This is a genomic window from Klebsiella sp. RCJ4 (genome assembly GCF_009025755.1).
Taxonomy (GTDB): domain Bacteria; phylum Pseudomonadota; class Gammaproteobacteria; order Enterobacterales; family Enterobacteriaceae; genus Klebsiella; species Klebsiella michiganensis.
The window spans coordinates 44,122-66,452 of the sequence record NZ_WCIN01000040.1; the positions used below are offsets into that span (position 1 = coordinate 44,122).

Annotated in this window: 23 protein-coding genes and 3 tRNA genes; 20 read left to right on the top strand and 6 right to left on the bottom strand. The window is 53.5% G+C overall.

The window, feature by feature from the left end:
* The first annotated feature begins 58 nt into the window (after positions 1-58).
* The 4 genes from dcyD to sdiA all read left to right on the top strand — a co-directional run bounded on the left by dcyD (position 59) and on the right by sdiA (position 3,500).
* On the top strand, positions 59-1,045 hold the full coding sequence (gene dcyD / locus F8562_RS17350; RefSeq protein WP_014838849.1) for a D-cysteine desulfhydrase: 987 nt from the start codon (positions 59-61) through the stop codon (positions 1,043-1,045).
* Between the two features lie 15 nt (positions 1,046-1,060).
* Positions 1,061-1,729, top strand: coding sequence for a cystine ABC transporter permease (gene tcyL / locus F8562_RS17355; RefSeq protein ID WP_004103458.1), 669 nt, complete (start codon positions 1,061-1,063; stop codon positions 1,727-1,729).
* The gene (gene tcyN / locus F8562_RS17360; protein WP_014838848.1) at positions 1,726-2,478 is read left to right on the top strand and encodes an L-cystine ABC transporter ATP-binding protein TcyN; all 753 of its coding nucleotides are present in this window, start codon (positions 1,726-1,728) and stop codon (positions 2,476-2,478) included. Before tcyL ends, tcyN begins: the two co-directional genes overlap by 4 nt.
* 299 nt (positions 2,479-2,777) lie before the next feature.
* The gene (sdiA, locus tag F8562_RS17365; protein WP_014229875.1) at positions 2,778-3,500 is read left to right on the top strand and encodes a transcriptional regulator SdiA; all 723 of its coding nucleotides are present in this window, start codon (positions 2,778-2,780) and stop codon (positions 3,498-3,500) included.
* 67 nt (positions 3,501-3,567) lie between these two features.
* Here sdiA and F8562_RS17370 read toward each other — a convergent pair whose 3' ends face one another.
* Entirely contained in the window at positions 3,568-3,792 is a 225-nt protein-coding gene (locus F8562_RS17370; protein ID WP_004122104.1) for a DUF2594 family protein, read from the bottom strand.
* Between the two features lie 463 nt (positions 3,793-4,255).
* On the opposite strand from F8562_RS17370, the gene uvrY reads away from it, so the two are divergent.
* The 8 genes from uvrY (at position 4,256) to F8562_RS17410 (ending at position 9,606) form a co-directional block, all read left to right on the top strand.
* On the top strand, positions 4,256-4,912 hold the full coding sequence (uvrY, locus tag F8562_RS17375; RefSeq protein ID WP_004122102.1) for a UvrY/SirA/GacA family response regulator transcription factor: 657 nt from the start codon (positions 4,256-4,258) through the stop codon (positions 4,910-4,912).
* On the top strand, positions 4,909-6,741 hold the full coding sequence (gene uvrC / locus F8562_RS17380; RefSeq protein WP_004852196.1) for an excinuclease ABC subunit UvrC: 1,833 nt from the start codon (positions 4,909-4,911) through the stop codon (positions 6,739-6,741). The genes uvrY and uvrC overlap by 4 nt, the downstream gene beginning before the upstream one ends.
* 57 nt (positions 6,742-6,798) lie before the next feature.
* Entirely contained in the window at positions 6,799-7,347 is a 549-nt protein-coding gene (pgsA, locus tag F8562_RS17385; RefSeq protein ID WP_004122100.1) for a CDP-diacylglycerol--glycerol-3-phosphate 3-phosphatidyltransferase, read from the top strand.
* 151 nt (positions 7,348-7,498) lie between these two features.
* A tRNA-Gly gene (locus F8562_RS17390) sits at positions 7,499-7,574 on the top strand.
* 38 nt (positions 7,575-7,612) lie between these two features.
* A tRNA-Cys gene (locus F8562_RS17395) sits at positions 7,613-7,686 on the top strand.
* A 13-nt stretch (positions 7,687-7,699) separates the two neighbouring features.
* A tRNA-Leu gene (locus F8562_RS17400) sits at positions 7,700-7,786 on the top strand.
* A 197-nt stretch (positions 7,787-7,983) separates the two neighbouring features.
* Entirely contained in the window at positions 7,984-8,871 is an 888-nt protein-coding gene (locus F8562_RS17405; RefSeq protein ID WP_014838847.1) for a dihydrodipicolinate synthase family protein, read from the top strand.
* Positions 8,872-8,937: 66 nt separating this feature from the next.
* The gene (locus tag F8562_RS17410; RefSeq protein WP_014229873.1) at positions 8,938-9,606 is read left to right on the top strand and encodes a YecA family protein; all 669 of its coding nucleotides are present in this window, start codon (positions 8,938-8,940) and stop codon (positions 9,604-9,606) included.
* A gap of 29 nt (positions 9,607-9,635) precedes the next feature.
* On the opposite strand, the gene tyrP is transcribed toward F8562_RS17410, so the two are convergent.
* Positions 9,636-10,847 carry a tyrosine transporter TyrP gene (gene tyrP, locus F8562_RS17415; RefSeq protein WP_014838845.1) on the bottom strand — a complete coding sequence of 404 codons (1,212 nt, stop codon included), beginning with the start codon at positions 10,845-10,847 and terminating at the stop codon, positions 9,636-9,638.
* A gap of 194 nt (positions 10,848-11,041) precedes the next feature.
* On the opposite strand from tyrP, the gene F8562_RS17420 reads away from it, so the two are divergent.
* On the top strand, positions 11,042-11,281 hold the full coding sequence (locus tag F8562_RS17420; protein ID WP_004852186.1) for a YecH family metal-binding protein: 240 nt from the start codon (positions 11,042-11,044) through the stop codon (positions 11,279-11,281).
* A 42-nt stretch (positions 11,282-11,323) separates the two neighbouring features.
* Here F8562_RS17420 and ftnA read toward each other — a convergent pair whose 3' ends face one another.
* Positions 11,324-11,821, bottom strand: a complete 498-nt coding sequence (ftnA, locus tag F8562_RS17425) for a non-heme ferritin (RefSeq protein ID WP_004852185.1) — start codon at positions 11,819-11,821, stop codon at positions 11,324-11,326.
* A 424-nt stretch (positions 11,822-12,245) separates the two neighbouring features.
* Here ftnA and F8562_RS17430 point away from each other — a divergent pair, with 424 nt between their 5' ends.
* Positions 12,246-12,884 carry an RpiB/LacA/LacB family sugar-phosphate isomerase gene (locus F8562_RS17430; protein ID WP_014229871.1) on the top strand — a complete coding sequence of 213 codons (639 nt, stop codon included), beginning with the start codon at positions 12,246-12,248 and terminating at the stop codon, positions 12,882-12,884.
* Positions 12,885-12,936: 52 nt separating this feature from the next.
* Here F8562_RS17430 and F8562_RS17435 read toward each other — a convergent pair whose 3' ends face one another.
* Positions 12,937-14,358, bottom strand: coding sequence for an MFS transporter (locus F8562_RS17435; protein ID WP_014229870.1), 1,422 nt, complete (start codon positions 14,356-14,358; stop codon positions 12,937-12,939).
* A 207-nt stretch (positions 14,359-14,565) separates the two neighbouring features.
* On the opposite strand from F8562_RS17435, the gene azuC reads away from it, so the two are divergent.
* Positions 14,566-14,649 carry a stress response protein AzuC gene (gene azuC, locus F8562_RS17440; RefSeq protein WP_014229869.1) on the top strand — a complete coding sequence of 28 codons (84 nt, stop codon included), beginning with the start codon at positions 14,566-14,568 and terminating at the stop codon, positions 14,647-14,649.
* A 79-nt stretch (positions 14,650-14,728) separates the two neighbouring features.
* Positions 14,729-14,980, top strand: coding sequence for a DUF2766 family protein (locus F8562_RS17445; protein ID WP_014229868.1), 252 nt, complete (start codon positions 14,729-14,731; stop codon positions 14,978-14,980).
* A gap of 46 nt (positions 14,981-15,026) precedes the next feature.
* On the opposite strand, the gene F8562_RS17450 is transcribed toward F8562_RS17445, so the two are convergent.
* Positions 15,027-16,538 (bottom strand): MFS transporter, encoded by a 1,512-nt coding sequence (locus F8562_RS17450; protein ID WP_014229867.1) that lies wholly within the window; start codon positions 16,536-16,538, stop codon positions 15,027-15,029.
* A 324-nt stretch (positions 16,539-16,862) separates the two neighbouring features.
* A complete protein-coding gene (locus F8562_RS17455; RefSeq protein ID WP_004852178.1) occupies positions 16,863-17,366 on the bottom strand; it encodes a non-heme ferritin-like protein in 504 nt (167 codons plus the stop codon).
* A gap of 500 nt (positions 17,367-17,866) precedes the next feature.
* Between F8562_RS17455 and F8562_RS17460 the strand changes: the two genes are divergently transcribed.
* The 4 genes from F8562_RS17460 (at position 17,867) to araH (ending at position 22,264) form a co-directional block, all read left to right on the top strand.
* Positions 17,867-18,424 carry a DJ-1/PfpI family protein gene (locus F8562_RS17460; RefSeq protein WP_014229865.1) on the top strand — a complete coding sequence of 186 codons (558 nt, stop codon included), beginning with the start codon at positions 17,867-17,869 and terminating at the stop codon, positions 18,422-18,424.
* Positions 18,425-18,712: 288 nt separating this feature from the next.
* Positions 18,713-19,693 carry an arabinose ABC transporter substrate-binding protein gene (locus F8562_RS17465; protein ID WP_004852174.1) on the top strand — a complete coding sequence of 327 codons (981 nt, stop codon included), beginning with the start codon at positions 18,713-18,715 and terminating at the stop codon, positions 19,691-19,693.
* Positions 19,694-19,754: 61 nt separating this feature from the next.
* Positions 19,755-21,269, top strand: a complete 1,515-nt coding sequence (gene araG, locus F8562_RS17470) for an L-arabinose ABC transporter ATP-binding protein AraG (RefSeq protein WP_014229863.1) — start codon at positions 19,755-19,757, stop codon at positions 21,267-21,269.
* Between the two features lie 14 nt (positions 21,270-21,283).
* The gene (gene araH / locus F8562_RS17475) at positions 21,284-22,264 is read left to right on the top strand and encodes an L-arabinose ABC transporter permease AraH (RefSeq protein WP_004852169.1); all 981 of its coding nucleotides are present in this window, start codon (positions 21,284-21,286) and stop codon (positions 22,262-22,264) included.
* The last annotated feature ends 67 nt before the right edge of the window (positions 22,265-22,331 follow it).

Here is a 22,331-nt window from a genome sequence, read left to right on the forward strand (position 1 = left end):
TTTTTTATTTCGCGCGTCACAGCGTGCATAATCAAGGATAATTCAGTCAGGAGGTCTTATGTCACTGCAAAATTTAACCCTATTCCCGCGTCTGGAACTGATTGGCGCGCCGACGCCGCTGGAATATCTGCCGCGCTTGTCCGATTACCTTGGCCGCGAAATTTTTATCAAGCGCGATGATGTGACCCCGCTTGCGATGGGGGGCAACAAGCTACGTAAGCTTGAATTTCTGGCTGCCGAAGCGCTGCGAGAAGGGGCGGATACCCTGATTACCGCCGGAGCTATCCAGTCCAACCATGTGCGCCAGACGGCGGCGGTGGCGGCTAAGCTGGGCCTGCACTGCGTGGCGCTACTGGAGAATCCAATGGGTACCCGGGCTGAGAACTACCTGACCAACGGTAACCGCCTGCTGCTTGACCTGTTTAATACTCAGGTCGAAATGTGCGACGCGCTGACCGATCCTAATGCTCAGCTGGAAGCGCTGGCGACCCGCATTGAAGCTCAGGGCTATCGTCCGTACGTGATTCCGGTTGGCGGTTCGAACGCGCTGGGCGCGCTGGGCTATGTGGAGAGCGCGCTGGAAATTGCCCAGCAGTGCGAAGGGGCGGTCGAGCTCTCCTCCGTGGTCGTCGCCTCCGGCAGCGCCGGTACGCATGCCGGCCTCGCCGTGGGACTGGAGCAGCTGATGCCCAATGCCGAGCTTATCGGCGTGACCGTATCGCGCAGCGTGGCTGACCAGCTGCCAAAAGTGGCTGCGCTGCAGCAGGCGGTGGCAAATAGTCTGGAACTGGAGGCAAAGGCCGGTATTCAGCTGTGGGATGAGTACTTTGCGCCGGGTTACGGAATACCGAACGACGAAGGGATGGCGGCGGTGAAGCTGCTGGCGCAGCTGGAAGGTATCCTGCTGGATCCGGTGTATACCGGGAAGGCGATGGCCGGATTGATTGATGGTATCAGCCAGAAGCGCTTTAAGGATGAAGGCCCAATACTGTTTGTTCACACCGGCGGCGCGCCTGCGCTGTTCGCCTATCATCCTCATATCTAATGCAGAACACATAGAATGCAAGAGAGTATCCAACTGGTTATTGATTCCGCGCCTTTTCTGCTGAAGGGCGCGGTATTTACGCTACAGCTCAGCATCGGCGGCATGTTTTTTGGCCTCGTGCTGGGGTTTATTCTGGCGCTGATGCGCATGTCGCCCGTCTGGCCGATTAAATGGCTGGCGCGGATGTACATCTCCATCTTTCGCGGAACGCCGCTGATTGCGCAGCTGTTTATGATCTATTACGGCTTGCCGCAGTTCGGCATTGAGCTGGATCCTATACCCGCGGCGATGATCGGCCTGTCTTTAAACACGGCGGCCTACGCGGCGGAAACGCTGCGCGCAGCGATTGCCTCCATTGATAAAGGGCAGTGGGAGGCCGCGGCGAGTATTGGTATGACGCGCTGGCAGGCTATGCGCCGCGCGATTCTTCCTCAGGCCGCGCGCGTGGCGTTACCGCCGCTTTCCAACAGTTTTATCAGCCTGGTGAAAGATACCTCGCTGGCGGCAACTATCCAGGTGCCAGAACTGTTCCGTCAGGCTCAGCTGATCACCTCCCGGACGCTGGAGGTATTCACCATGTACCTGGCCGCTTCGCTTATCTACTGGGTAATGGCAACGGTGCTTTCCACGCTGCAAAACTATTTTGAAAATCAGCTGAACCGCCAGGAGCGAGATCCAAAATGAGTGCGATTGAAGTCAAAAACCTGGTGAAAAAATTCCATGGCCAGACGGTGCTTCATGGTATCGACCTTGAGGTTCAACAAGGGGAAGTGGTGGCGATTATCGGTCCCAGCGGTTCGGGGAAAACGACGCTGCTGCGCAGTATTAATCTCCTGGAGCAGCCGGAAAGCGGCACGATTCGCGTAGGCGACGTGACGATCGATGCCGGGCGCAGCATCAACCAGCAAAAAACGGCCATTCGCCGCCTGCGTCAGCACGTGGGCTTTGTGTTTCAGAATTTTAATCTTTTCCCCCATCGTACGGTGATGGAAAACATTATCGAAGGGCCGGTCATCGTTAAAGGGGAGGATAAAAATGAGTCCATCGCCCGGGCGCGTGAACTGCTGACGAAAGTTGGGCTTACCGGTAAAGAAAATAGCTACCCGCGTCGTTTGTCCGGCGGGCAGCAGCAGCGCGTGGCGATTGCTCGCGCGCTGGCGATGCGTCCGGATGTCATTCTGTTTGATGAGCCAACGTCGGCATTAGATCCTGAGCTGGTAGGGGAGGTACTCAATACCATTCGCCAGCTGGCGCAGGAGAGGCGCACGATGGTGATCGTGACCCATGAGATGAGCTTTGCCCGCGACGTGGCGGACCGCGCTATTTTTATGGATCAGGGGCGTATCGTTGAACAGGGTGAAGCAAAAGCGCTGTTTGCCAATCCTCAGCACGTGCGTACCCGCCAGTTCCTCGAAAAATTCCTGATGCAGTAATCGCCCCGCGCCGGCCGCATTCGCTCAGGCTTGTCTGACGGATGCGGCCGGGCAGCGCTGAATAACCGGTTTATCAGCAAAAAAAGTATGTCCGGATGGTGGTCATAAGCAACGACGATACATCTGTCAAGGTTTTGTGCCACGTCAATTGGCATAATTTTTTAACGTATCCGGTACTTTCGCCGGACGTAGTCTAATAAATGCGGTAGCTGCCATTTTTTATACATATAAGCAGGGTTTATGTGTTAGTTTTATGTATTTATAATAATGATTATCACTCAGGAGTTATTTGGTTAGTTATGAGGGACAATGATTTTTTCAGCTGGCGGCGGGAAATGCTGCAACAATTTCAGTCCGTTTCTGCAGGCGAGGGGGTTTATCATCTTCTCCAGCAGGAAGCAAAAGGGCTGGAATATGACTACTTCGCACTCTGCGTACGGCATCCCGTGCCTTTTACTCGGCCCAGGGTGACGCTGCAATCGACCTATCCTCAGGCCTGGATGGCGCATTATCAAGCCGAGAATTATCTGGCGATCGACCCGGTGCTGCGCAAGGAGAATTTCCTTCGTGGGCATCTGCCATGGAACGACAAGCTATTCCATGATACACCGGAATTATGGGACGGCGCGCGCGACCATGGATTACGCAAGGGCGTCACGCAGTGCCTGACGCTACCGAACCATGCTCAGGGATTCTTATCCGTTTCAGGAACCAGCCATAGCCAGGGACCCTTTGCGGAAGATGAGCTGGAGATGCGCTTAAGAACGCTAACCGAATTGAGCCTGCTGACGCTTTTGCGCCTGGAGGACGAGATGGTTATGCCGCCGGAAATGAAATTTAGTCGACGTGAACTGGAGATTTTGAAATGGACGGCGGAAGGGAAAACCTCGGCTGAGGTGGCAATGATTCTGTCTATCTCAGAAAATACCGTCAATTTCCATCAGAAAAATATGCAACGAAAATTCAACGCGCCAAACAAAACCCAAATCGCCTGCTATGCCGTAGCGACGGGCCTAATTTGATCTCATGTGTTGTTCTGCGTGCCAGACGTAAGACCGGCTGTTAGTAATACCTTCAGCCGGTAATTGATTACTGACGATATGCCTGCTTAATTTGCTTAACGGTGCTGGAGAATACGGCAGCCTGAGCCTCATCTTCCATCTGCGCGATTTGCTTTTCCATTTTAATAATCACGCGGCCTGCATCAGCCTGACCCATGGCCTGCAGCATCAGCGTTATCATTGCTTTCAGACACGAAACTTCCTGTGCCAGTTCTTGGTTATTTTCCGCAGTGGAAAAATCTGGAGTGCTCATCTATATCCTCGGTTGCTTTCTGCGCAATTGCGCATGACTAAAAGTGAAGGCGGCGCAGTATACCACAAGCAAAGGAAAAAAAAGGAGTGCTTGATTTCTGTTCTTTCATCCGAGTGGTGAATGATTTAATTGACTGAATAATACGTATTCATGAGATCTAAGCGTGTTAATTTTTTCGTACGCCCCGTTTTCGTGTTAATAATTGTTACATATTCAGGCACATATTTATCGCCTACGCAATGTGTTGTGTTTTTACGTAATCTGTATGATGAATGTTAAAAAATAACTGTTGTACAACTCTATGTTATGTATGGCTTTCCAGCGGGTGTGCAGACAAATTTCCATAATTGCGTAAGAAATCTTTCCCAGCACATTTTTTGGCTTTCAAAATTAGGTTAAAACCCGGTAATATGTGGGAGATAAGCTATCAGTAGCGTTATCCCTAATTCTGGAGAATATTCCTTTGATCAACGTCCTTCTTGTTGATGACCACGAACTGGTGCGCGCAGGGATACGACGCATTCTGGAAGATATAAAAGGGATTAAAGTTGCCGGCGAGGCCTGCTGCGGTGAGGATGCCGTGAAATGGTGCCGCGCGAATCCCGTTGATGTAGTCCTGATGGATATGAACATGCCGGGTATCGGCGGCCTTGAGGCTACGCGAAAAATTGCCCGTTCCGTTGCTGATGCCAAAGTGATAATGCTGACCGTGCATACGGAAAACCCGCTGCCGGCGAAAGTCATGCAGGCCGGCGCTGCTGGCTACCTCAGTAAAGGCGCCGCGCCGCAGGAGGTTGTGAATGCGATTCGCTGCGTGGCATCGGGTCAGCGTTATATCGCCTCTGATATCGCCCAGCAGATGGCGCTAAGCCAGATTGAACCGGAGAAGGCGGAGTCGCCGTTTGCCAGTTTGTCTGAGCGAGAATTGCAGATTATGCTAATGATTACTAAAGGTCAGAAGGTCAACGAGATTTCAGAGCAGTTGAATCTGAGTCCCAAGACGGTGAACAGCTACCGCTATCGTATGTTCAGTAAACTGAACATACACGGCGATGTGGAGCTGACGCACCTGGCAATTCGCCATGGCCTGTGCAATGCGGAGTCGTTAGCAAGTCAGTGAGTGATGTTTTTGATGCAAAAGCTTTCCTGAAAACCGTAACCAGCCAGCCGGGCGTCTATCGTATGTATGACGCTGGCGGGACTGTTATCTATGTAGGCAAAGCGAAAGACCTGAAAAAGCGGCTGAGCAGCTATTTTCGCAGCAACCTGGCTTCGCGTAAAACCGAAGCGCTGGTGGCGCTTATCGCCCAGATTGACGTTACCGTGACCCACACCGAAACGGAAGCGCTGCTGCTTGAGCATAACTACATCAAACTATACCAGCCGCGTTACAACGTGCTGCTGCGCGATGATAAATCCTATCCCTTTATTTTCCTTAGCGGCGATACGCATCCTCGCCTGGCGACGCATCGTGGGGCGAAGCATGCGAAAGGCGAATATTTTGGCCCGTTCCCCAACGGCTACGCGGTTCGCGAGACGTTAGCGCTGCTGCAAAAAATCTTCCCTATCCGCCAGTGTGAGAACAGCGTCTATCGCAACCGTTCGCGGCCTTGCCTGCAGTATCAAATTGGCCGCTGTCTGGGGCCGTGCGTTGCCGGACTGGTGAGCGAGGAAGAGTATGCCCAGCAGGTCGACTACGTGCGCCTGTTCCTGGCGGGCAAAGACGATCAGGTACTGACTCAGCTGATTGCCCGCATGGAAAAGGCCAGCCAGGCGCTGGAATTTGAAGAGGCAGCGCGGATCCGCGACCAGATTCAGGCCGTACGTCGGGTAACGGAGAAACAGTTCGTCTCCAATACCGGTGACGATCTGGATGTTATCGGCGTCTCGTTTGATGCCGGCATGGCGTGCGTCCACGTGCTGTTTATCCGCCAGGGTAAAGTCCTTGGTAGCCGCAGCTATTTCCCCAAAGTGCCGAATGGCACCGAACTCGGTGAAGTGGTGGAAACCTTTGTCGGACAGTTCTATTTGCAGGGCAGCCAGATGCGGACGCTGCCGGGCGAGATCCTGCTGGATTTTAACCTGGGTGACAAAACCCTGCTGGCGGATTCGCTCTCAGAGCTGGCCGGGCGCCGGGTTAACGTACAGACCAAACCCCGCGGCGATCGCGCCCGTTACCTGAAGCTGGCGCGCACGAACGCGGCGACGGCGCTGACCACCAAGCTTTCCCAGCATTCAACGATTACGCAACGTTTGCGGGCGCTGGCGACATTACTCAAGCTTCCGGCCGTCAATCGGATGGAATGCTTTGACATCAGCCATACCATGGGCGAACAGACGGTGGCGTCGTGCGTGGTTTTTGATAGCAACGGACCGCTGCGCGCAGAGTATCGCCGTTACAATATTACCGGTATCACGCCGGGAGATGATTACGCGGCGATGAATCAGGTCCTGCGTCGCCGCTACGGTAAGGCAATAGAAGAGAGTAAAATTCCCGATGTTATCCTGATCGACGGCGGTAAAGGCCAGCTTGGGCAGGCGAAGACGGTTTTTGCCGAGCTGGACGTGCCGTGGGATAAAAGTCACCCTCTGTTATTGGGCGTGGCAAAAGGCAGCGATCGTAAAGCGGGCCTGGAGACGCTATTCTTTGAACCGGAAGGCGAGGGCTTTAGTCTGCCGCCGGATTCCCCCGCGCTGCATGTGATTCAGCATATTCGCGACGAGTCGCACGATCACGCCATTACTGGCCACCGTAAGAAACGGGCAAAAGTAAAAAGCACCAGCACGCTGGAAACCATTGAGGGGGTCGGACCCAAACGCCGACAGATGCTGCTGAAATATATGGGCGGTCTGCAGGGGTTGCAGAAAGCCAGCGTCGAAGAAATTGCGCAAGTACCGGGTATATCTCACGGTCTGGCAGAAAAGATCTTCTACTCGTTGAAACATTAGGGGCTCTGTAGCAACATAGGGCTAATTTTTACTTACAACAGATAGTTACCCGTTACTATGCAATTTAATATCCCTACGTTGCTTACTCTGTTTCGCGTCATTCTTATCCCGTTCTTTGTACTGGCGTTTTATCTGCCGTTTACCTGGGCCCCTTTTGCCTGTGCGCTAATTTTCTTCGTCGCAGCGGTGACCGACTGGTTTGATGGTTATCTGGCGCGTCGCTGGAATCAGAGCACGCGTTTTGGCGCTTTCCTCGATCCGGTCGCGGATAAAGTCATGGTGGCTATTGCGATGGTACTGGTTGCCGAGCATTACCATACCTGGTGGGTGACGTTACCGGCCGCCACCATGATCGCGCGTGAAATTATTATCTCCGCGCTGCGCGAGTGGATGGCCGAACTGGGCAAGCGCAGCAGCGTGGCGGTGTCATGGATAGGCAAAGTCAAAACCACGGCGCAAATGGCCGCGCTGGTGTGGATGCTGTGGCGCCCAAATATCTGGGTTGAATGGGCGGGGATTGGTCTGTTCCTCGTGGCGGCGGTGCTGACGCTGTGGTCCATGCTGCAGTATTTGAACGCTGCGCGCGGCGATTTGCTTGATCAGTGATCGTTTCGGCGCAATTTTCAGCAAACAACACAAGGTTTTAAAAAATATCGTTGACTCATTGCGCCAGGTAAGTAGAATGCAACGCATCGAACGGCAGCACTGTCTGACAGACGATAACAAAATCAAGTAATTAGCAAATTAGCTTGATGATGCGGGAATAGCTCAGTTGGTAGAGCACGACCTTGCCAAGGTCGGGGTCGCGAGTTCGAGTCTCGTTTCCCGCTCCAGTTTACAACATCGGCATCAGCGGGTGTTCAAGCATTAAGGCGCGTTAGCAAAGCGGTTATGTAGCGGATTGCAAATCCGTCTAGTCCGGTTCGACTCCGGAACGCGCCTCCAATTTCTATCCCGAGCCCGGATGGTGGAATCGGTAGACACAAGGGATTTAAAATCCCTCGGCGTTCGCGCTGTGCGGGTTCAAGTCCCGCTCCGGGTACCATTGGGATAAAAGCAGAATAATCAAAGCAATAAGCAGTGTCGTGAAACCACCTACGGGTGGTTTTTTTGTTTTTGTATTGCCATAACCTCGCTTTTGAACCTCAGCCCCACCTCATTCATTTTTGTCATAGGACAAAACCCGCATCTGTTGTTACTCTGTGTCGGCAATCTATCATTATCTCAATAAGTGGGGATGAAATGTTTACTGGCCTCTGCGCTTTTCCTCTGACTCCGTTACATCAGCATGGCGTTGATGAAACGGCTTTTGCCCGGATTGTCACTCGCCTCGCCGAATCTGCCGTCGATGCTCTCGGCGTGCTCGGTTCCACGGGAAGCTATGCCTGGCTCAGCCGCGAGCAGAGAATGCAGGTTATCCGACAGGCCAAATCGCATGCCGGAGCGGTGCCGCTTATGGCAGGGATCGGCGCGTTGGGGACCGATCGGGTCCTTCGACTGGCAGAGGATGCGCAGCGGGCTGGCGCCAACGCGCTGCTCCTGCCGGCAATCGCCTATCAGCCCCTGACGGAAGAGGAGATTTTTGCTTTTTACCAGACCGTCACCCGCGAAGTCTCCGTGCCCGTCTGCGTTTACGATAATCCCGTGACCACGCACGTGACGACCTCGGATGCGCTTAAAGGCGCGATCGCTGCGCTGCCGGGAATCGCCTCAATTAAAATACCGGGCCCCGCTAAAAATGACGTCGCACGGCGCGTTCAGAGCCTGCGGCGGCAGCTACCGGCTGAGGTGACGATCGGGATTAGCGGAGACGCCTGCGCGGCCGATGGCCTGAACGCCGGCTGCGAAGTCTGGTATTCGGTGTGCGGCGGCCTGTTCCCGCACGTCGCCAAAGAGCTGACGGCGGCCGCGACGCGGGGGCAGGCTCAGCTGGCGGAGGCAATAAGCGCCAGGCTGGAGCCGCTGTGGACGCTCTACAGGAAGTATGGCGGAAGCCTGCGGGTCACTGCCGCAGCGGCGACGATCCTCGGTCTGTGCGGTGAGGATTGTTTGCCGCGTCCCCTGCTACCGCTTTCGCCGGATGCCTTTCGTGAGATTGCTGAGACGCTGCGCAGCCTGAACCTTGAGTAGCCGGGTGGTTTTCTCTCGCTATTTCCGCTACTGTAAGCGCCATTTTTTACGACGATGAGCCTGTTTATGAAAACTGGACCCCTGAACGAAAGCGAAGTTGAATGGCTGGACGATATCCTGTCGAAATACGCGGTAGAAGGCACCATCATGGACGTTGCCGAGCTTGATGGGCTGCTGACGGCCATTCTCTCCGGGCCGACGGAGATTGAACCCGCGCAGTGGCTGCTTGCTATCTGGGGCGGAGCGGATAACGTGCCGCGCTGGGCCAACGATCGCGAGCGGGATCGTTTTGTGAACCTGACGCTGCAGCAAATGAGCGATATTGCCGAGCGCTTGAGCGATTATCCCGAACAGTTCGAACCGATGTTCGGCAGCCGCGAAGAGGAAGGACAGGAGCTCACGATTGTTGAAGAGTGGTGCTTCGGCTATATGCGCGGAGTGGGGCTGAGCGACTGGTCCGCGTTGCCGGCTGAGCTGCAGGCGGAGCTGGACGTGATTGCCCTGCACGGTACCGAGGAGCGATTTGAGGCGCTTGATGAATTATCCGCGGAAGAGTTTGTCGCCAGCGTTGAGCGAATTCGTCCTGCCGCCCTGGCGCTTTATAACTACTGGACTGAGCACGCGCAACCGGCGGAAGTTCAGCAGCCCATCCGGAATGAGGCGAAGGTGGGGCGCAACGATCCTTGCCCGTGCGGCAGCGGTAAGAAATATAAGCAGTGCTGTTTAGCCAAATAAAAGAAGGGGCCAATATGGCCCCCTTCTTTTTACCCCACCGCGGGCAGCAAGCCTGCGGCAATCGCGAACTGGATCGCGACGATGCCGATCCCGCAGAGCAGGACGAGCCACAGCGCCGCTGAGCCTCCCGCGACCCGCCATGCTGCATCAGGATGCTGTTTGCGGCTCTTCATGACCAGCAGCGCAGGCAGCATGAGCGCCAGCACGGCCAGCGCGACGCCCGCATAGCCTAACGCCATCACGAAGCCACGCGGATAAAATAGCGCGAACGCCAGCGGGGGCAAAAAGGTAATCAGGCCGCTCTGTATCCGTCCACCGGCGCTGTTCTGGCGTTGAAACAGATCGGCCAGATAGTCGAATAACCCAAGCGCCACGCCGAGAAATGACGTCGCCAGCGCCAGATCGGCAAACAGATGCACCGCCAGCTCAACGTGCGGTGAGGCGACCACTTCGCGGATAGCTTCCAGCAGCCCGTTAAGCCCGGCATTTTTTGCCAGCAGCGCGGTAAAGACGGGAGAGTCAATGCTGCCGAGCGTCGCCAGCTGCCAGAAAATATAGGCGACCAGGGGAATAAAGCTCCCGATGACAAATACCCGACGCAGCTTGCGAATATCCCCGCCCAGATAGCTCACAATACTGGGTATGCTGCCGTGAAAACCAAACGAAGTAAAAATCACTGGAATCGCTGACAGAGCCAGTCCCTGCTGTAGCGGCAGCGTCAATAAATTTACCTGGTGAATATGCGGCAGCAGAAGAGCCAGCATAATGGCGAGAAAGATAATTTTTGCGCTGAACAGAAAGCGGTTAAAAAGATCGACCAGCGAGGTTCCGATACACACTACCGTCCCGCCGAACCCGGTAAAAATCAGGACGCCTGCCGCAGGAGGCAGTCGCCAGTCCAGCCACTGGTTGAGGCTGGAGGCCAGCAGCTCGCCGGCGCCGCTAATATAGGCGCCGGTGAGAGCGTACAGCAGAAACAGCATGCAAAAACCGGTAGCCCACTGCCCGTAGCGGCCGAGATAGCGCGCGGCCAGCGACCCCAGTCCCATATCAGCCGGCACGTGCTGATACACTTCCAGCAGCAATAAGGCGGTATAACACATCAGCGCCCACAGCGTTATCAGCAAACCAAACGTTACGCCGAAACCCACGCCCGCCGAGGCCAGCGGCATCGCTAACATCCCTGCGCCGATTGTGGTGCCGGCAACGATTAAAATACTACCCAGAGTGCGGTTCTTCACGCTTTTCTCTATCCATCACGGAATACACAATTAATTATGCCGCGCAGAGTATGTGAAATCAGTGAGTTCGTCAAATGAGGGTTACAGGGAGTGTAATGATAACTTTACGATGCCAGGGGTTTGCGCGAAAGCTGCGCTGGCGCAAGAATCCGCCGCTCTGGCTGGTTTATTCTTCGGCCTTTACGGGAGGGGTTATGCCATCGATTCATGGTCACGAAGTGCTGCAAATGATGATTTCATCAGGCGAGTCTTACACTGTTGCTACGCTGGAAGCGGCGATTATCGACCGTTTTGGGAAAGAGGTTCGATTCCATACCTGCTCGGCGGAAAATCTGAGCGCGGCGGAGCTGGTGGCGTTTTTGCAGAAAAAAGGCAAATTTATTGCCGCTGAGGAAGGATTTAATACGCACGAAAGTAAAATTTGCCGCCATTAATACTCATACGGCAGCGAACGCCGGGCGTCGCTGCCGTAATGATTAATTTTGTGTATCGAGCGTTGCCAGCTCTTTATCAATAAAGTACAGACCTTCACCGCTTTTACCGGCAAGGGTCAATTTATCAATAACGGATTTAAACAGTTTCTCTTCTTCGTGCTGCTCAGCAACGTACCACTGCAGGAAATTAAATGTCGGATAATCCTGGCTGGTCATTGCCGCATGGGCCAGTTCGTTAATTTTCTGCGTAATCAGCTGTTCATGTTCGTAGGTGACGCGAAATAGCTCATCCAGGGACGCATATTCGGCGAAAGGTGAGGCGATAGCCGTGATGCAGGGCAGGCTGCCGGTATCGGTCAGATAGTCGAACAGGCGCTGCATATGGGTCATTTCTTCCTGCGCGTGGCGACGCAGAAACGCGGCGGCGCCTTCAAAACTGTGGTAGCTGCACCAGGCGCTCATTTGTTGATAAAGCAGAGAGGAATAAAGTTCGAGATTCATCTGCGCATTCAGCTTGTCGATCATTTCAGTTTTTAGCATCAGGCTGCTCCGGGAAAATAGAATTAAGGATTATTGTGCGCTCACTATAATTTGTTATTAATTTATTTGCAAAAAGTAAATTAATAAAATCATTTATTAATAATGCAAATGGGAATAACACGCATTGGCGATTTAAAAATAATGAGAATGGTTTTAATTTAATATTCCATGCGAAAAATCGTTGAGCCTAATTTAGCGGTGAAAATAGACCCGCCCGGCGGCCGCGGCGGGATTAGCCTGACGCGGGTAAGGGTGGGGGGGATGCCGTACCAGCCGGGGACGGAAGTCAAAAGTGTGAGGCGAGATGCAATTTATAAAACAACTTTTCATAAAATTTGAAAGTATGTTCGTAAGGTAGTATTGTTCATAGCAACGCTAACGAACTATCGCGGGAGTGCCCGCAGAGCATTCAGGAGAGTAAAGCATGAAAATCGCACTGATGATGGAAAACAGCCAGGCGAACAAAAACGCCATCATCCTCAATGAGTTAAACGCCGTTGCTGAAGAAAAAGGCTTCCCGGTTTACAACGTCGGTATGAGCGATGAAAACGATCATCACCTGACCTATATTCATCTGGGGATCATGGCCAGCATCCTGCTGAATTCGAAAGCGGTGGATTTTGTGGTGACCGGCTGCGGTACCGGGCAGGGCGCGCTGATGTCGCTGAATATTCACCCTGGCGTGGTATGCGGCTACTGTATCGACCCTGCGGATGCCTTCCTGTTTGCGCAGATCAACAACGGTAACGCGCTTTCTCTGCCGTTTGCGAAGGGTTTTGGCTGGGGCGCAGAGCTGAACGTACGCTTTATCTTTGAAAAAGCTTTTACCGGCCGCAACGGTGAAGGTTATCCGCCGGAGCGTAAAGAGCCTCAGGTGCGTAACGCCGGGATCCTGAACGCGGTAAAAGCGGCGGTAGTTAAGGAAAACTATCTGGATACGCTGCGCGCGATCGATCCGGAGCTGGTGAAAACCGCCGTTTCTGGCCCTCGTTTCCAGCAGTGCTTCTTTGAGAACTGCCAGGATAAAGAGATCGAAGCGTTTGTGCGCCAGATCGTCGGTTAATATCCCATCATGATGAGATGCTAAAGGCCAGCGCTGCTGGCCTTTTCTTTGGCTACTTCTTTTTGTTCGATACGCTGCTACCCGCCTCTTTGGCCAGATGCAGGCTATCAATCATGCCGACCAGGCAAATCAGCGCGATAAAAATAAACGACAGGCGGAAGCTGATGCCCGGCAGGTGAGAAAGCGTAAACCATTCGCTGAACGTTTCCCCAAGACGAATACCTATCGCGCCGAGCGTGATGCCCAGCCCCACGGCCAGCTGTGACGCGGTGCTGAACAGGGTATTGGCGTAGCTCATTTGCGCGGAAGGCACATCGGCAAACGCGAGCGTGCTGATGCCGGTAAACTGGATAGAGCGGAAGACCCCGCCAAGATAGAGAATCACAAAGATCAGCCAAACCGGCGTTTGCGGCGTTAAAAAAGCGCAGGCCAGCAGCGACAAAACGTTTAATGCGCCGTTAATCAGCAGCAGGCGGCGAAAGCCCAGCCAGCGGATCAGCGGCGTTGTGAGGGGCTTGATGGTTAAGTTGCCGACGAACACGGCCAGCACCAGCAGCCCCGAGTGGAAGGGGTCCATACCAAATCCGACCTGGAAAAGCAGCGGCAGCAGAAACGGCACGGCGCTAATAGAGGCGCGGAACAGGGAACCGCCGTACATGGTGACCCGGAAGGTGGGGATCTTGAGCGCATCAAGGCGCACCATCGGCCACCTGGTGCGGCGGAAGTGCCGCAGCGCGAAGAGCATACAGCCCAGGCCCAACGCCAGCAGCGCCAGCGTCTGCCAGCCCAGAGGCTGGCGATCGCCGAGCAGCTCCATGGCGGCGACCAGGCTAACCATCGCCACCGAGGTGGCAACAAAGCCGGAAAGGTCGAAGGGGCGCTGCTCATCTTCGCGAATATTCGGAATGATACGCAGCGACAGGGCGATAGCGATAAGCCCGAGCGGCACGTTAATAAAGAAGATCCAGTGCCAGCTGGCGTAGCGGGTGATAAATCCGCCCAGCGGTGGGCCAATAATGGGCGCGACCAGCGCCGGCCAGGTCAGGGTGGCAATCGCCTTAATCAACTGGTGCTTCGGTGTGGTACGTAGTACCGCCAGCCGGCCAACGGGCACCATCAGCGCGCCGCCTATCCCCTGAAGAATACGCATCGCGACGAACACATCGACGTTGGTCGACAGCCCGCAAAATACCGACGCCAGGGTAAAAATCGCCAGCGCGAGAGTAAAGATTTTCCGCGCGCCAAAACGATCGGCGATCCAGCCGCTGGCCGGTATCAGAACCGCAAGGGTAATAAGATAAGCGCTAATCCCGATATTGAGGTCGACCGCCGTCACGCCAAAATCTTTCGCCATGTCGGGCAGGGCGGTGGCTATCACCGTGCCGTCGAGAAACTCCATAAAAAAGGCGCCAGCCACCAGCAGCGCAGGTGCTGAAAAAGAACGGTCGTCCCTGGAAGAGGTGTGTGTACTCATTATTGTGTCGCTGCCATAGCAAAGAGAGCGCAGATTGGTCCGGAGCGTTCGGCTCTTCACTATCCGGCTCTGCTCATTTTGTTTAAAAATTAAATTATTTTGGTAAAAAATAGGTGATTTAGCGCACATTTAGGTTGATTTTTGTGATGCAAGTCATATTATAACCATCAGGGCATTAACACCTGCATAACAAAAATGGAGTCAACCATGAAACTGCGCAAAATCCTGAAGAGCATGTTCGAAAACTACTGCAAAACCTTCAAAGACGTACCGCCTGGCGCTATGTTCTGATAAAAAAACCTGCTGCGGCAGGTTTTTTTATATCCCGGGATTTAGGGTACTATTACGCTCCTGAAAAAAGGAGTGAAAAATGTCTCAACATCTTACCGAGCACGACGAGCTGGTCTCTGACGTGGTTGCCTGCCAGTTAGTTATCAAACAGATCCTTGACGTCATCGACGTCATCGCCCCCGTCGAGGTGCGCGAAAAAATGACCACCCAGCTGAAAGCCATCGATTTTGCCAGCCACCCGGCATCGGCTGACCCGGTGACCCTGCGGGCGGTACAAAAGGCCATCGCGCTGATTGAACTGAAATTCACCCCGCAGGAAGAAGCGCACTAGCGGCGTCAGCCCCGCCATCATTGTGATAGCGGGGCGTTATCACCTGTTAGTGGGAGACGGCGGTTTGAACGGCGCCTTCCTGCGTATCTTTAAACAGCCTGCTGTTGCCCCAGCACTCTTCGTACCGGTGGCCGACTAAATCTTCAACGACAAGGCGAACGTCCGGTGCGATATCGGCGATCTTACCGCCAGCTTTAATACGCGCGACTTCCTGCAGCACTACCAGATGCGCCTTGCGATCGAGTTTCATCTGCTTACTGAACACAATGGCTGCCAGCGCCAGCAGAATCACGCCCGCACAAAACACCACCGCAATCGCGGTGACCGCGCTCTCTGGCTGCGTATGCGCTTTCGACTGAAAGCCGTAGAAGCTGAGGATCGCCCCCATGGAAAAGACGATAATCGAGCGCAAAATTTTACCGGAGAAAGTCATGGCTCCCGCATAGATCCCTTCGCGGCGACGGCCGGTATAGATTTCATCGACATCCGCCAAAAAGGTGTAAACGGTCCAGGGAATATAGTACACGCCGCCGGTGCCGAGACCGAACAGCACAGTGATGCCAAACATCAGGACGGTGGCCAGGCTTGAAGGCAGGTGGAAGAACCACAGCGAGGTGTAGAGCAGCACGGCAAAGATAACCACGCTCAGCGCCAGAATATACGGCTTACTGAAGCCTTTCTTCACGCACAGGCCAATAAACAGGGCCGTTGATACCAGCTGGAGGATGGAGTTCAGACTGTTAAGCCCGGCCACCATCGCCGGATCGTGCTGCAGCACGAATATAACAAAGTAGGTGAAGATCGAGGCAAAAAGCCACTCGGCGCCGAAGCCGCAGAGATACATACCCAGGTGTTTGCGGAATACGCGCAGGTAAAACGTTGAGCGCATATCTTTTGCCAGCATGAGCAGAGTATTGAACAGACCCTTTTTCTCTCCCTTGCTTATCTCCTCTTCGCGGGGACGCTCCCAGCTGCAGTACCACAGGCAGGAGATGGCCACGATAAGAATAACGCCGTAGGTCAGCCCGGTGAGAAAAAACGGGGTGGCGGATTCTTTACCATAAAGCAGGATGAACTGCCCGGGGATAAATGCCGCGAGAAAGTTGGCCAGTTTGCCGAAAATCGCTTTATAACCGGTAAGCTTCGAACGCAGTGAGAAATCGTCGGTCATTTCGGTCGCCAATGTTTCATAGGGGACCATAATCGAGGTATAAATGATTTCAAAGACGACGTAGGTGCACAGGTAGTACCAAAAGCCGAGGCCTTCTACCCACAGCAGCGGGTAGAACATCATCAGCGGAATGCCAATCAACAAAAAGAAACGGCGACGACCAAAGCGTTTACCCAGCCGCGTTTTGCCAAAGTTATCGGTGAGATAGCCCATCAGCGGGTTACTAATTGCGTCGATAATGCTGGCGACGGAAAAAATAAAGGAGGCTTCGATCAGCGTTAGCCCACAGAAGGTTGTATAAAAATAGAGCAGCCATGCGCCGCTGATCGCCAGTGCGCCGCTTCCCAGTAAATTCCCGCCGCCGTAGGCTAACTGATGGCGTAACAAAATCGGTCTTCCCTGCAGCCCCTGTGGGGCTGAAGCCGTATATCTTGCCATTAAAGTAAACTCCGTGTTTTAAATTTTTGAAACACTGTTTTTATATTCTCAATCCGTAGTTTTAAACGTGATCCAGATCACCAATACCCTGCTAATTCCTCCGGCGGAGCAGGAATGAGATCTGGTTAAAAGTTTTTAATGCTTTTCTGGAATAAAAACGGCGCCGAAGCGCCGAAAAAGAAGGGGGACAGGGAACCTGCGATTAAAGAGAGCGCTGGCCCGAACAGGCGAGTTCTGATGATTTATCGCCGGCAAGCATCCGCCGGCATGGCGTTATACGCGCTGTTGACTGACCAGATCCAGCAGGTGGCTATCGGTTTGTTGTACGCTGGTTCCGGCATTTTTCGCATGACGGATTTCTTCAAGAATGGTCTCCAGCAGCATGCCATCCTGATCCTGCTCTTCAGCAAGCAGCGTCAGAAAACGCAGGGTTGATTCATCGCTTTGCGCCTTCGCCTCTTCCGCCAGGCTGGAAAGTATCGTGCTGCGCTGCTGATAATCTTCGACGGTTTTGCTAAAGAGATCTTCCAGGGACGAACATTCAGTGCCGTAGGTTCCTTCCGCTTTCACAACGGGCCAGGCGCCTGATTTTTTCATAAAATCAAAGACCCGCATCATCTGCGTGATACTGGCTTGCGCTCGGTTACGGAGAAAAGTGGCGGTACCGTTCAACCGTTGCTGAGTACACCATTCGCTCAAATGCAGATACAAATTTGAGGTATAGAACTCAAGATTCATCTGGTTATTCAGCTTTTGAACCATTCCTGGTACGACCATACAAATATCCTTATTCACTTTGGAGGGGGCGGGCGTCATATCTTGACGCATCTACATCAGGGTCGCCTTAGAAATTACGGTGCACAGAGAGAGTCCTGAGTAATAGTATTCAGGATTTCTGCACAGCCGTTTGAATTAAATTTCTTATCTCAACAAATATAGAATAGCGCCATATTTGAATTAAGAAAACTCTCAATGAGTGATATTTACATTTCGTTACAACATCCGTATTTATCTTGAAAAGAGGGGCTTTTGTAAGAATAAAGTCTGATGTTTAACGATCGCATATAAGCTTATTTTGCTGATTTTAAATGTTTTTATTTCCGCGCTTCATTAATTGATAGTAGTTCTAATGATTTTGTTGAAATTGTGTTTTAAAAATAATGATTAATAATTCTATTTTGTGGTAGCCTGCGAGTGAGAAAATGATGAGGTTAATTTAAAAAGATGCTGCTTTTGTAAACACATTATTGCTAACAGGCTATCTGAAGGAGTCGGAAATGAAAAAAGTTGCGGTGCTGCTGGCACCGGGTTTTGAGGAAGGTGAAGCGATTGTGGTGATTGATATTCTTCGTCGCTTACACCTCGATGTCGAACTGCTCTCCTGCGCCGATTCGCGCGCGGTGGTGAGCTATCACGATATCCCCATGGTGGCGGACAGCACGCTAACAGAGCGCGTCGGGATACTGTACGACGCGGTGGTTCTGCCCGGCGGCCCGCAGGGAAGCGTCAATCTTGCCGCCAGCCGGGACGTCGTGGCGTTTATTTCGGCCCACGATACCGCGGGAAAGCTGATCTGTCCGATCTGTTCGGCGGCAGCGAGAGTGCTCGGTGGCAACGGGCTGCTCAAGGGGCGACGCTACGTCTGTTCGGGAGAGTTATGGCAGCACGTTACGGACGGAGAGTACGTGGACCAGGCGGTAGTGGAGGACGGTAATTTGATTAGCGGTAAAGGCCTGGGACACGTTTTTGACTTTTCGTTTACCGTAGCCGCCCGTTTATTGGGGGATGAGGCGCCCGTTCGCAATCATGCGGAGCACATTTATTGTCGCTGGTAATCTCTACAGGGATAACTCTGCTGATGATATAGAGAATATTGCTACGGCATGCGCTAATTGTCTGACAATTAGCGCTTTTTTTATGTCATTTTTCGCTGTTTATATGCACGCAATTACTGTAATTCCGCGATGTGATTGGGCTCTCGTATGGAGAAATAATTTCCGGTTAATACTATTTAAACAACGGCACTCAGCGTTGAGATTTTTCTAATGCCTTGTTTTTCGTCCGATTAAAAATTTAAGACTTATTATTCCCTACATAAAAGCGAATTAAAGCTGGAGTTTACCATGCACAAATTTACTAAAGCGCTGGCGGCAATCGGTCTTGCCGCGGTTATGTCACAATCAGCTATGGCTGAGACGCTTAAGCTGGGTTTTCTGGTGAAACAGCCTGAAGAGCCTTGGTTTCAAACCGAGTGGAAATTTGCCGATAAGGCCGGTAAAGATTTAGGTTTCGATGTCATTAAAATTGCTGTGCCCGACGGCGAGAAAACCCTGAACGCGATAGATAGTCTGGCGGCCAGCGGAGCCAAAGGCTTCGTCATTTGCACCCCGGATCCGAAGCTCGGGGCGGCCATTGTCGCCAAAGCGCGCGGCTATGATATGAAAGTGATTACCGTTGATGACCAGTTCGTCAACGCCAAAGGCAAACCGATGGACAGCGTACCGCTGGTGATGATGGCGGCCAGCGAAATCGGCGCGCGCCAGGGGCAGGAGCTCTATAAAGAGATGCAGAAACGCGGTTGGGACGTGAAGGATACCGCGGTTATGGCCATTACTTCCGACGAGCTGGATACCGCCCGCCGCCGCACTACCGGCTCAATGGACGCTCTGAAAGCCGCCGGTTTCCCGGAGCAACAAATCTATCGCGTGCCAACCAAATCTAACGACATCCCCGGCGCGTTTGACGCCGGTAACTCCATGCTGGTTCAACATCCTAATGTTAAGCACTGGCTGATCGTCGGCATGAACGACAACACAGTGTTGGGCGGCGTGCGCGCCACCGAAGGCCAGGGCTTTAAAGCGCCTGACGTTATCGGGATCGGTATCAACGGCGTCGATGCGGTGAACGAACTTTCTAAAGCGCAGGCCACCGGTTTCTATGGCTCTTTACTGCCAAGCCCGGATATTCACGGCTATAAAACCAGCGAAATGCTTTACAACTGGGTGACAAAAGACGTTGAACCGCCGAAATTCACTGCGGTAACCGACGTGGTGCTGATTACCCGCGACAACTTTAAAGAAGAGCTGGCGAAAAAAGGGCTGTAAGGCCAGTTGACCGGGCCTCTTGCCTTGCGCGAGAGGCTCTGTACAGAAAAGCGGAGTCGTTATGCAACAGTCTACCCCTTATCTCTCATTCCACGGCATCACCATGACATTCCCGGGCGTTAAAGCGCTGTCCGATATTAGCTTTGGCTGCTATGCCGGACAGGTGCACGCCCTGATGGGAGAAAACGGCGCCGGGAAATCTACGCTGCTGAAAATTCTCAGCGGCAACTACATACCGACCGCCGGCAGCCTGCAAATCCGCGGCCAGCAGATGACGTTTACCCACACCACCGAGGCGCTGAACGCCGGGGTGGCCATTATCTATCAGGAGCTGCATCTGATCCCGGAAATGACCGTGGCGGAAAATATCTACCTCGGGCAGCTGCCGCATAAAGGCGGGATTGTGAACCGGTCGCTGCTGAATTATGAAGCCGGCCTGCAGCTGAAGCATCTGGGGCTGGATATCGATCCGGAAACGCCGCTCAAGTATCTCTCTATCGGCCAGTGGCAGATGGTGGAGATCGCCAAGGCGCTGGCGCGTAACGCAAAAATTATCGCCTTTGATGAGCCGACCAGCTCCCTGTCTGCGCGGGAAATCGAAAACTTGTTTCGGGTTATCCGCGAACTGCGCCAGGAAGGACGGGTCATTATTTACGTTTCCCACCGCATGGAAGAGATCTTCGCGTTAAGCGACGCGATTACGGTGTTCAAAGATGGTCGCTACGTGCGCACCTTCGACAATATGCAAGAGGTTAACCACGACGCGCTGGTACAGGCGATGGTGGGGCGCGAGCTGGGCGATATCTACGGCTGGCAGCCGCGTGAATATGGCAAAGAGCGTTTGCGTCTTGAACAGGTGAAGGCGCCAGGCGTGCGGCAGCCCGTCAGCCTTTCGGTGCGCAGCGGAGAAATCGTCGGCCTGTTTGGGCTGGTTGGCGCCGGGCGCAGCGAGCTCATGAAAGGCTTATTCGGCGGCAGCAGAATAACCGGCGGCCAGGTTTATATCGACGGGGAGGCCATTGATATTCGCAAGCCGGCTCAGGCGATTCAGGCCGGGATGATGCTCTGCCCGGAAGACCGCAAAGCGGAGGGGATTATTCCGGTCCACTCGGTGCGCGACAACATCAATATCAGCGCTCGCCGCAAGCATATTCTCGCCGGCTGCGTTATCAACAATGCCTGGGAAGCGCAGAACGCCGACCAGCATATCAAATCGCTGAATATCAAAACGCCCGGCGCCGAGCAGCTGATTATGAACCTCTCCGGCGGCAATCAGCAGAAGGCGATCCTCGGCCGCTGGCTGTCGGAAGAGATGAAAGTCATCCTGCTTGACGAGCCAACGCGTGGTATTGACGTGGGCGCTAAACATGAAATCTACAACGTTATCTACGCATTAGCGGCATCGGGCGTCGCGGTGGTCTTTGCCTCCAGCGATTTACCGGAAGTTCTCGGCGTCGCCGATCGCATTGTTGTGATGCGCGAGGGGGAGATCGCCGGAGAGCTGCTGCATGAACATGCGAATGAACAGCAGGCATTGAGCCTTGCCATGCCAAAAGTGAGCCAGGCGGTCGCCTGAGTAAGGAGTCTATGATGTCATCAGTTACCACTTCAGGTACTACCCGGTCGGCTTTTAGCTTCTCCCGCATTTGGGATCAGTTCGGCATGCTGGTTGTTTTCGCGGTGCTGTTTATTGGCTGCGTGATTTTTGTGCCTAATTTTGCCTCGTTTATTAATATGAAAGGCCTGGGGCTGGCTATTTCTATGTCCGGAATGGTGGCCTGCGGAATGCTGTTTTGCCTGGCATCGGGGGATTTCGATCTGTCGGTCGCCTCGGTTATCGCCTGTGCCGGTGTGACCACGGCGGTGGTGATTAACCTGACGGAGAGCATGTGGGTGGGGATCGGCGCCGGTCTGCTGCTCGGCGCGCTGAGCGGCCTGGTCAATGGTTTTGTGATTGCCCGCCTGAAGATTAACGCCCTGATCACCACCCTGGCCACCATGCAGATCGTCCGCGGTCTGGCCTATATCATCTCTGACGGTAAAGCGGTTGGGATTGAAGACGAGCGTTTCTTTACCCTCGGCTACGCCAACTGGTTTGGCCTGCCAGCGCCTATCTGGCTGACCATTGCCTGCCTGATTGTCTTCGGCCTGTTGTTGAATAAAACCACCTTTGGCCGCAATACCCTGGCGATTGGCGGTAACGAAGAAGCGGCGCGTCTGGCGGGCGTGCCGGTAGTGCGGACCAAGATCATCATTTTCGTCCTTTCCGGCCTGGTTTCCGCGGCGGCAGGCATTATCCTGGCTTCACGAATGACCAGCGGACAGCCGATGACCTCAATTGGCTATGAGCTGATTGTCATCTCGGCCTGCGTGCTGGGGGGCGTATCGTTGAAAGGCGGGATCGGTAAGATCTCCTACGTGGTGGCCGGGATCCTGATCCTGGGAACGGTAGAGAATGCGATGAACCTGCTCAATATCTCGCCATTCTCGCAGTATGTCGTACGCGGCGTGATTTTACTGGCGGCGGTGATCTTCGACCGCTACAAACAGAAAGCGAAACGAGCCGTTTGATTCGTCCAACTTTTCAGTTTAATCCTAATCCGTTGCCAGCGCTCGTTGCGCTGGCAATGACTATCAA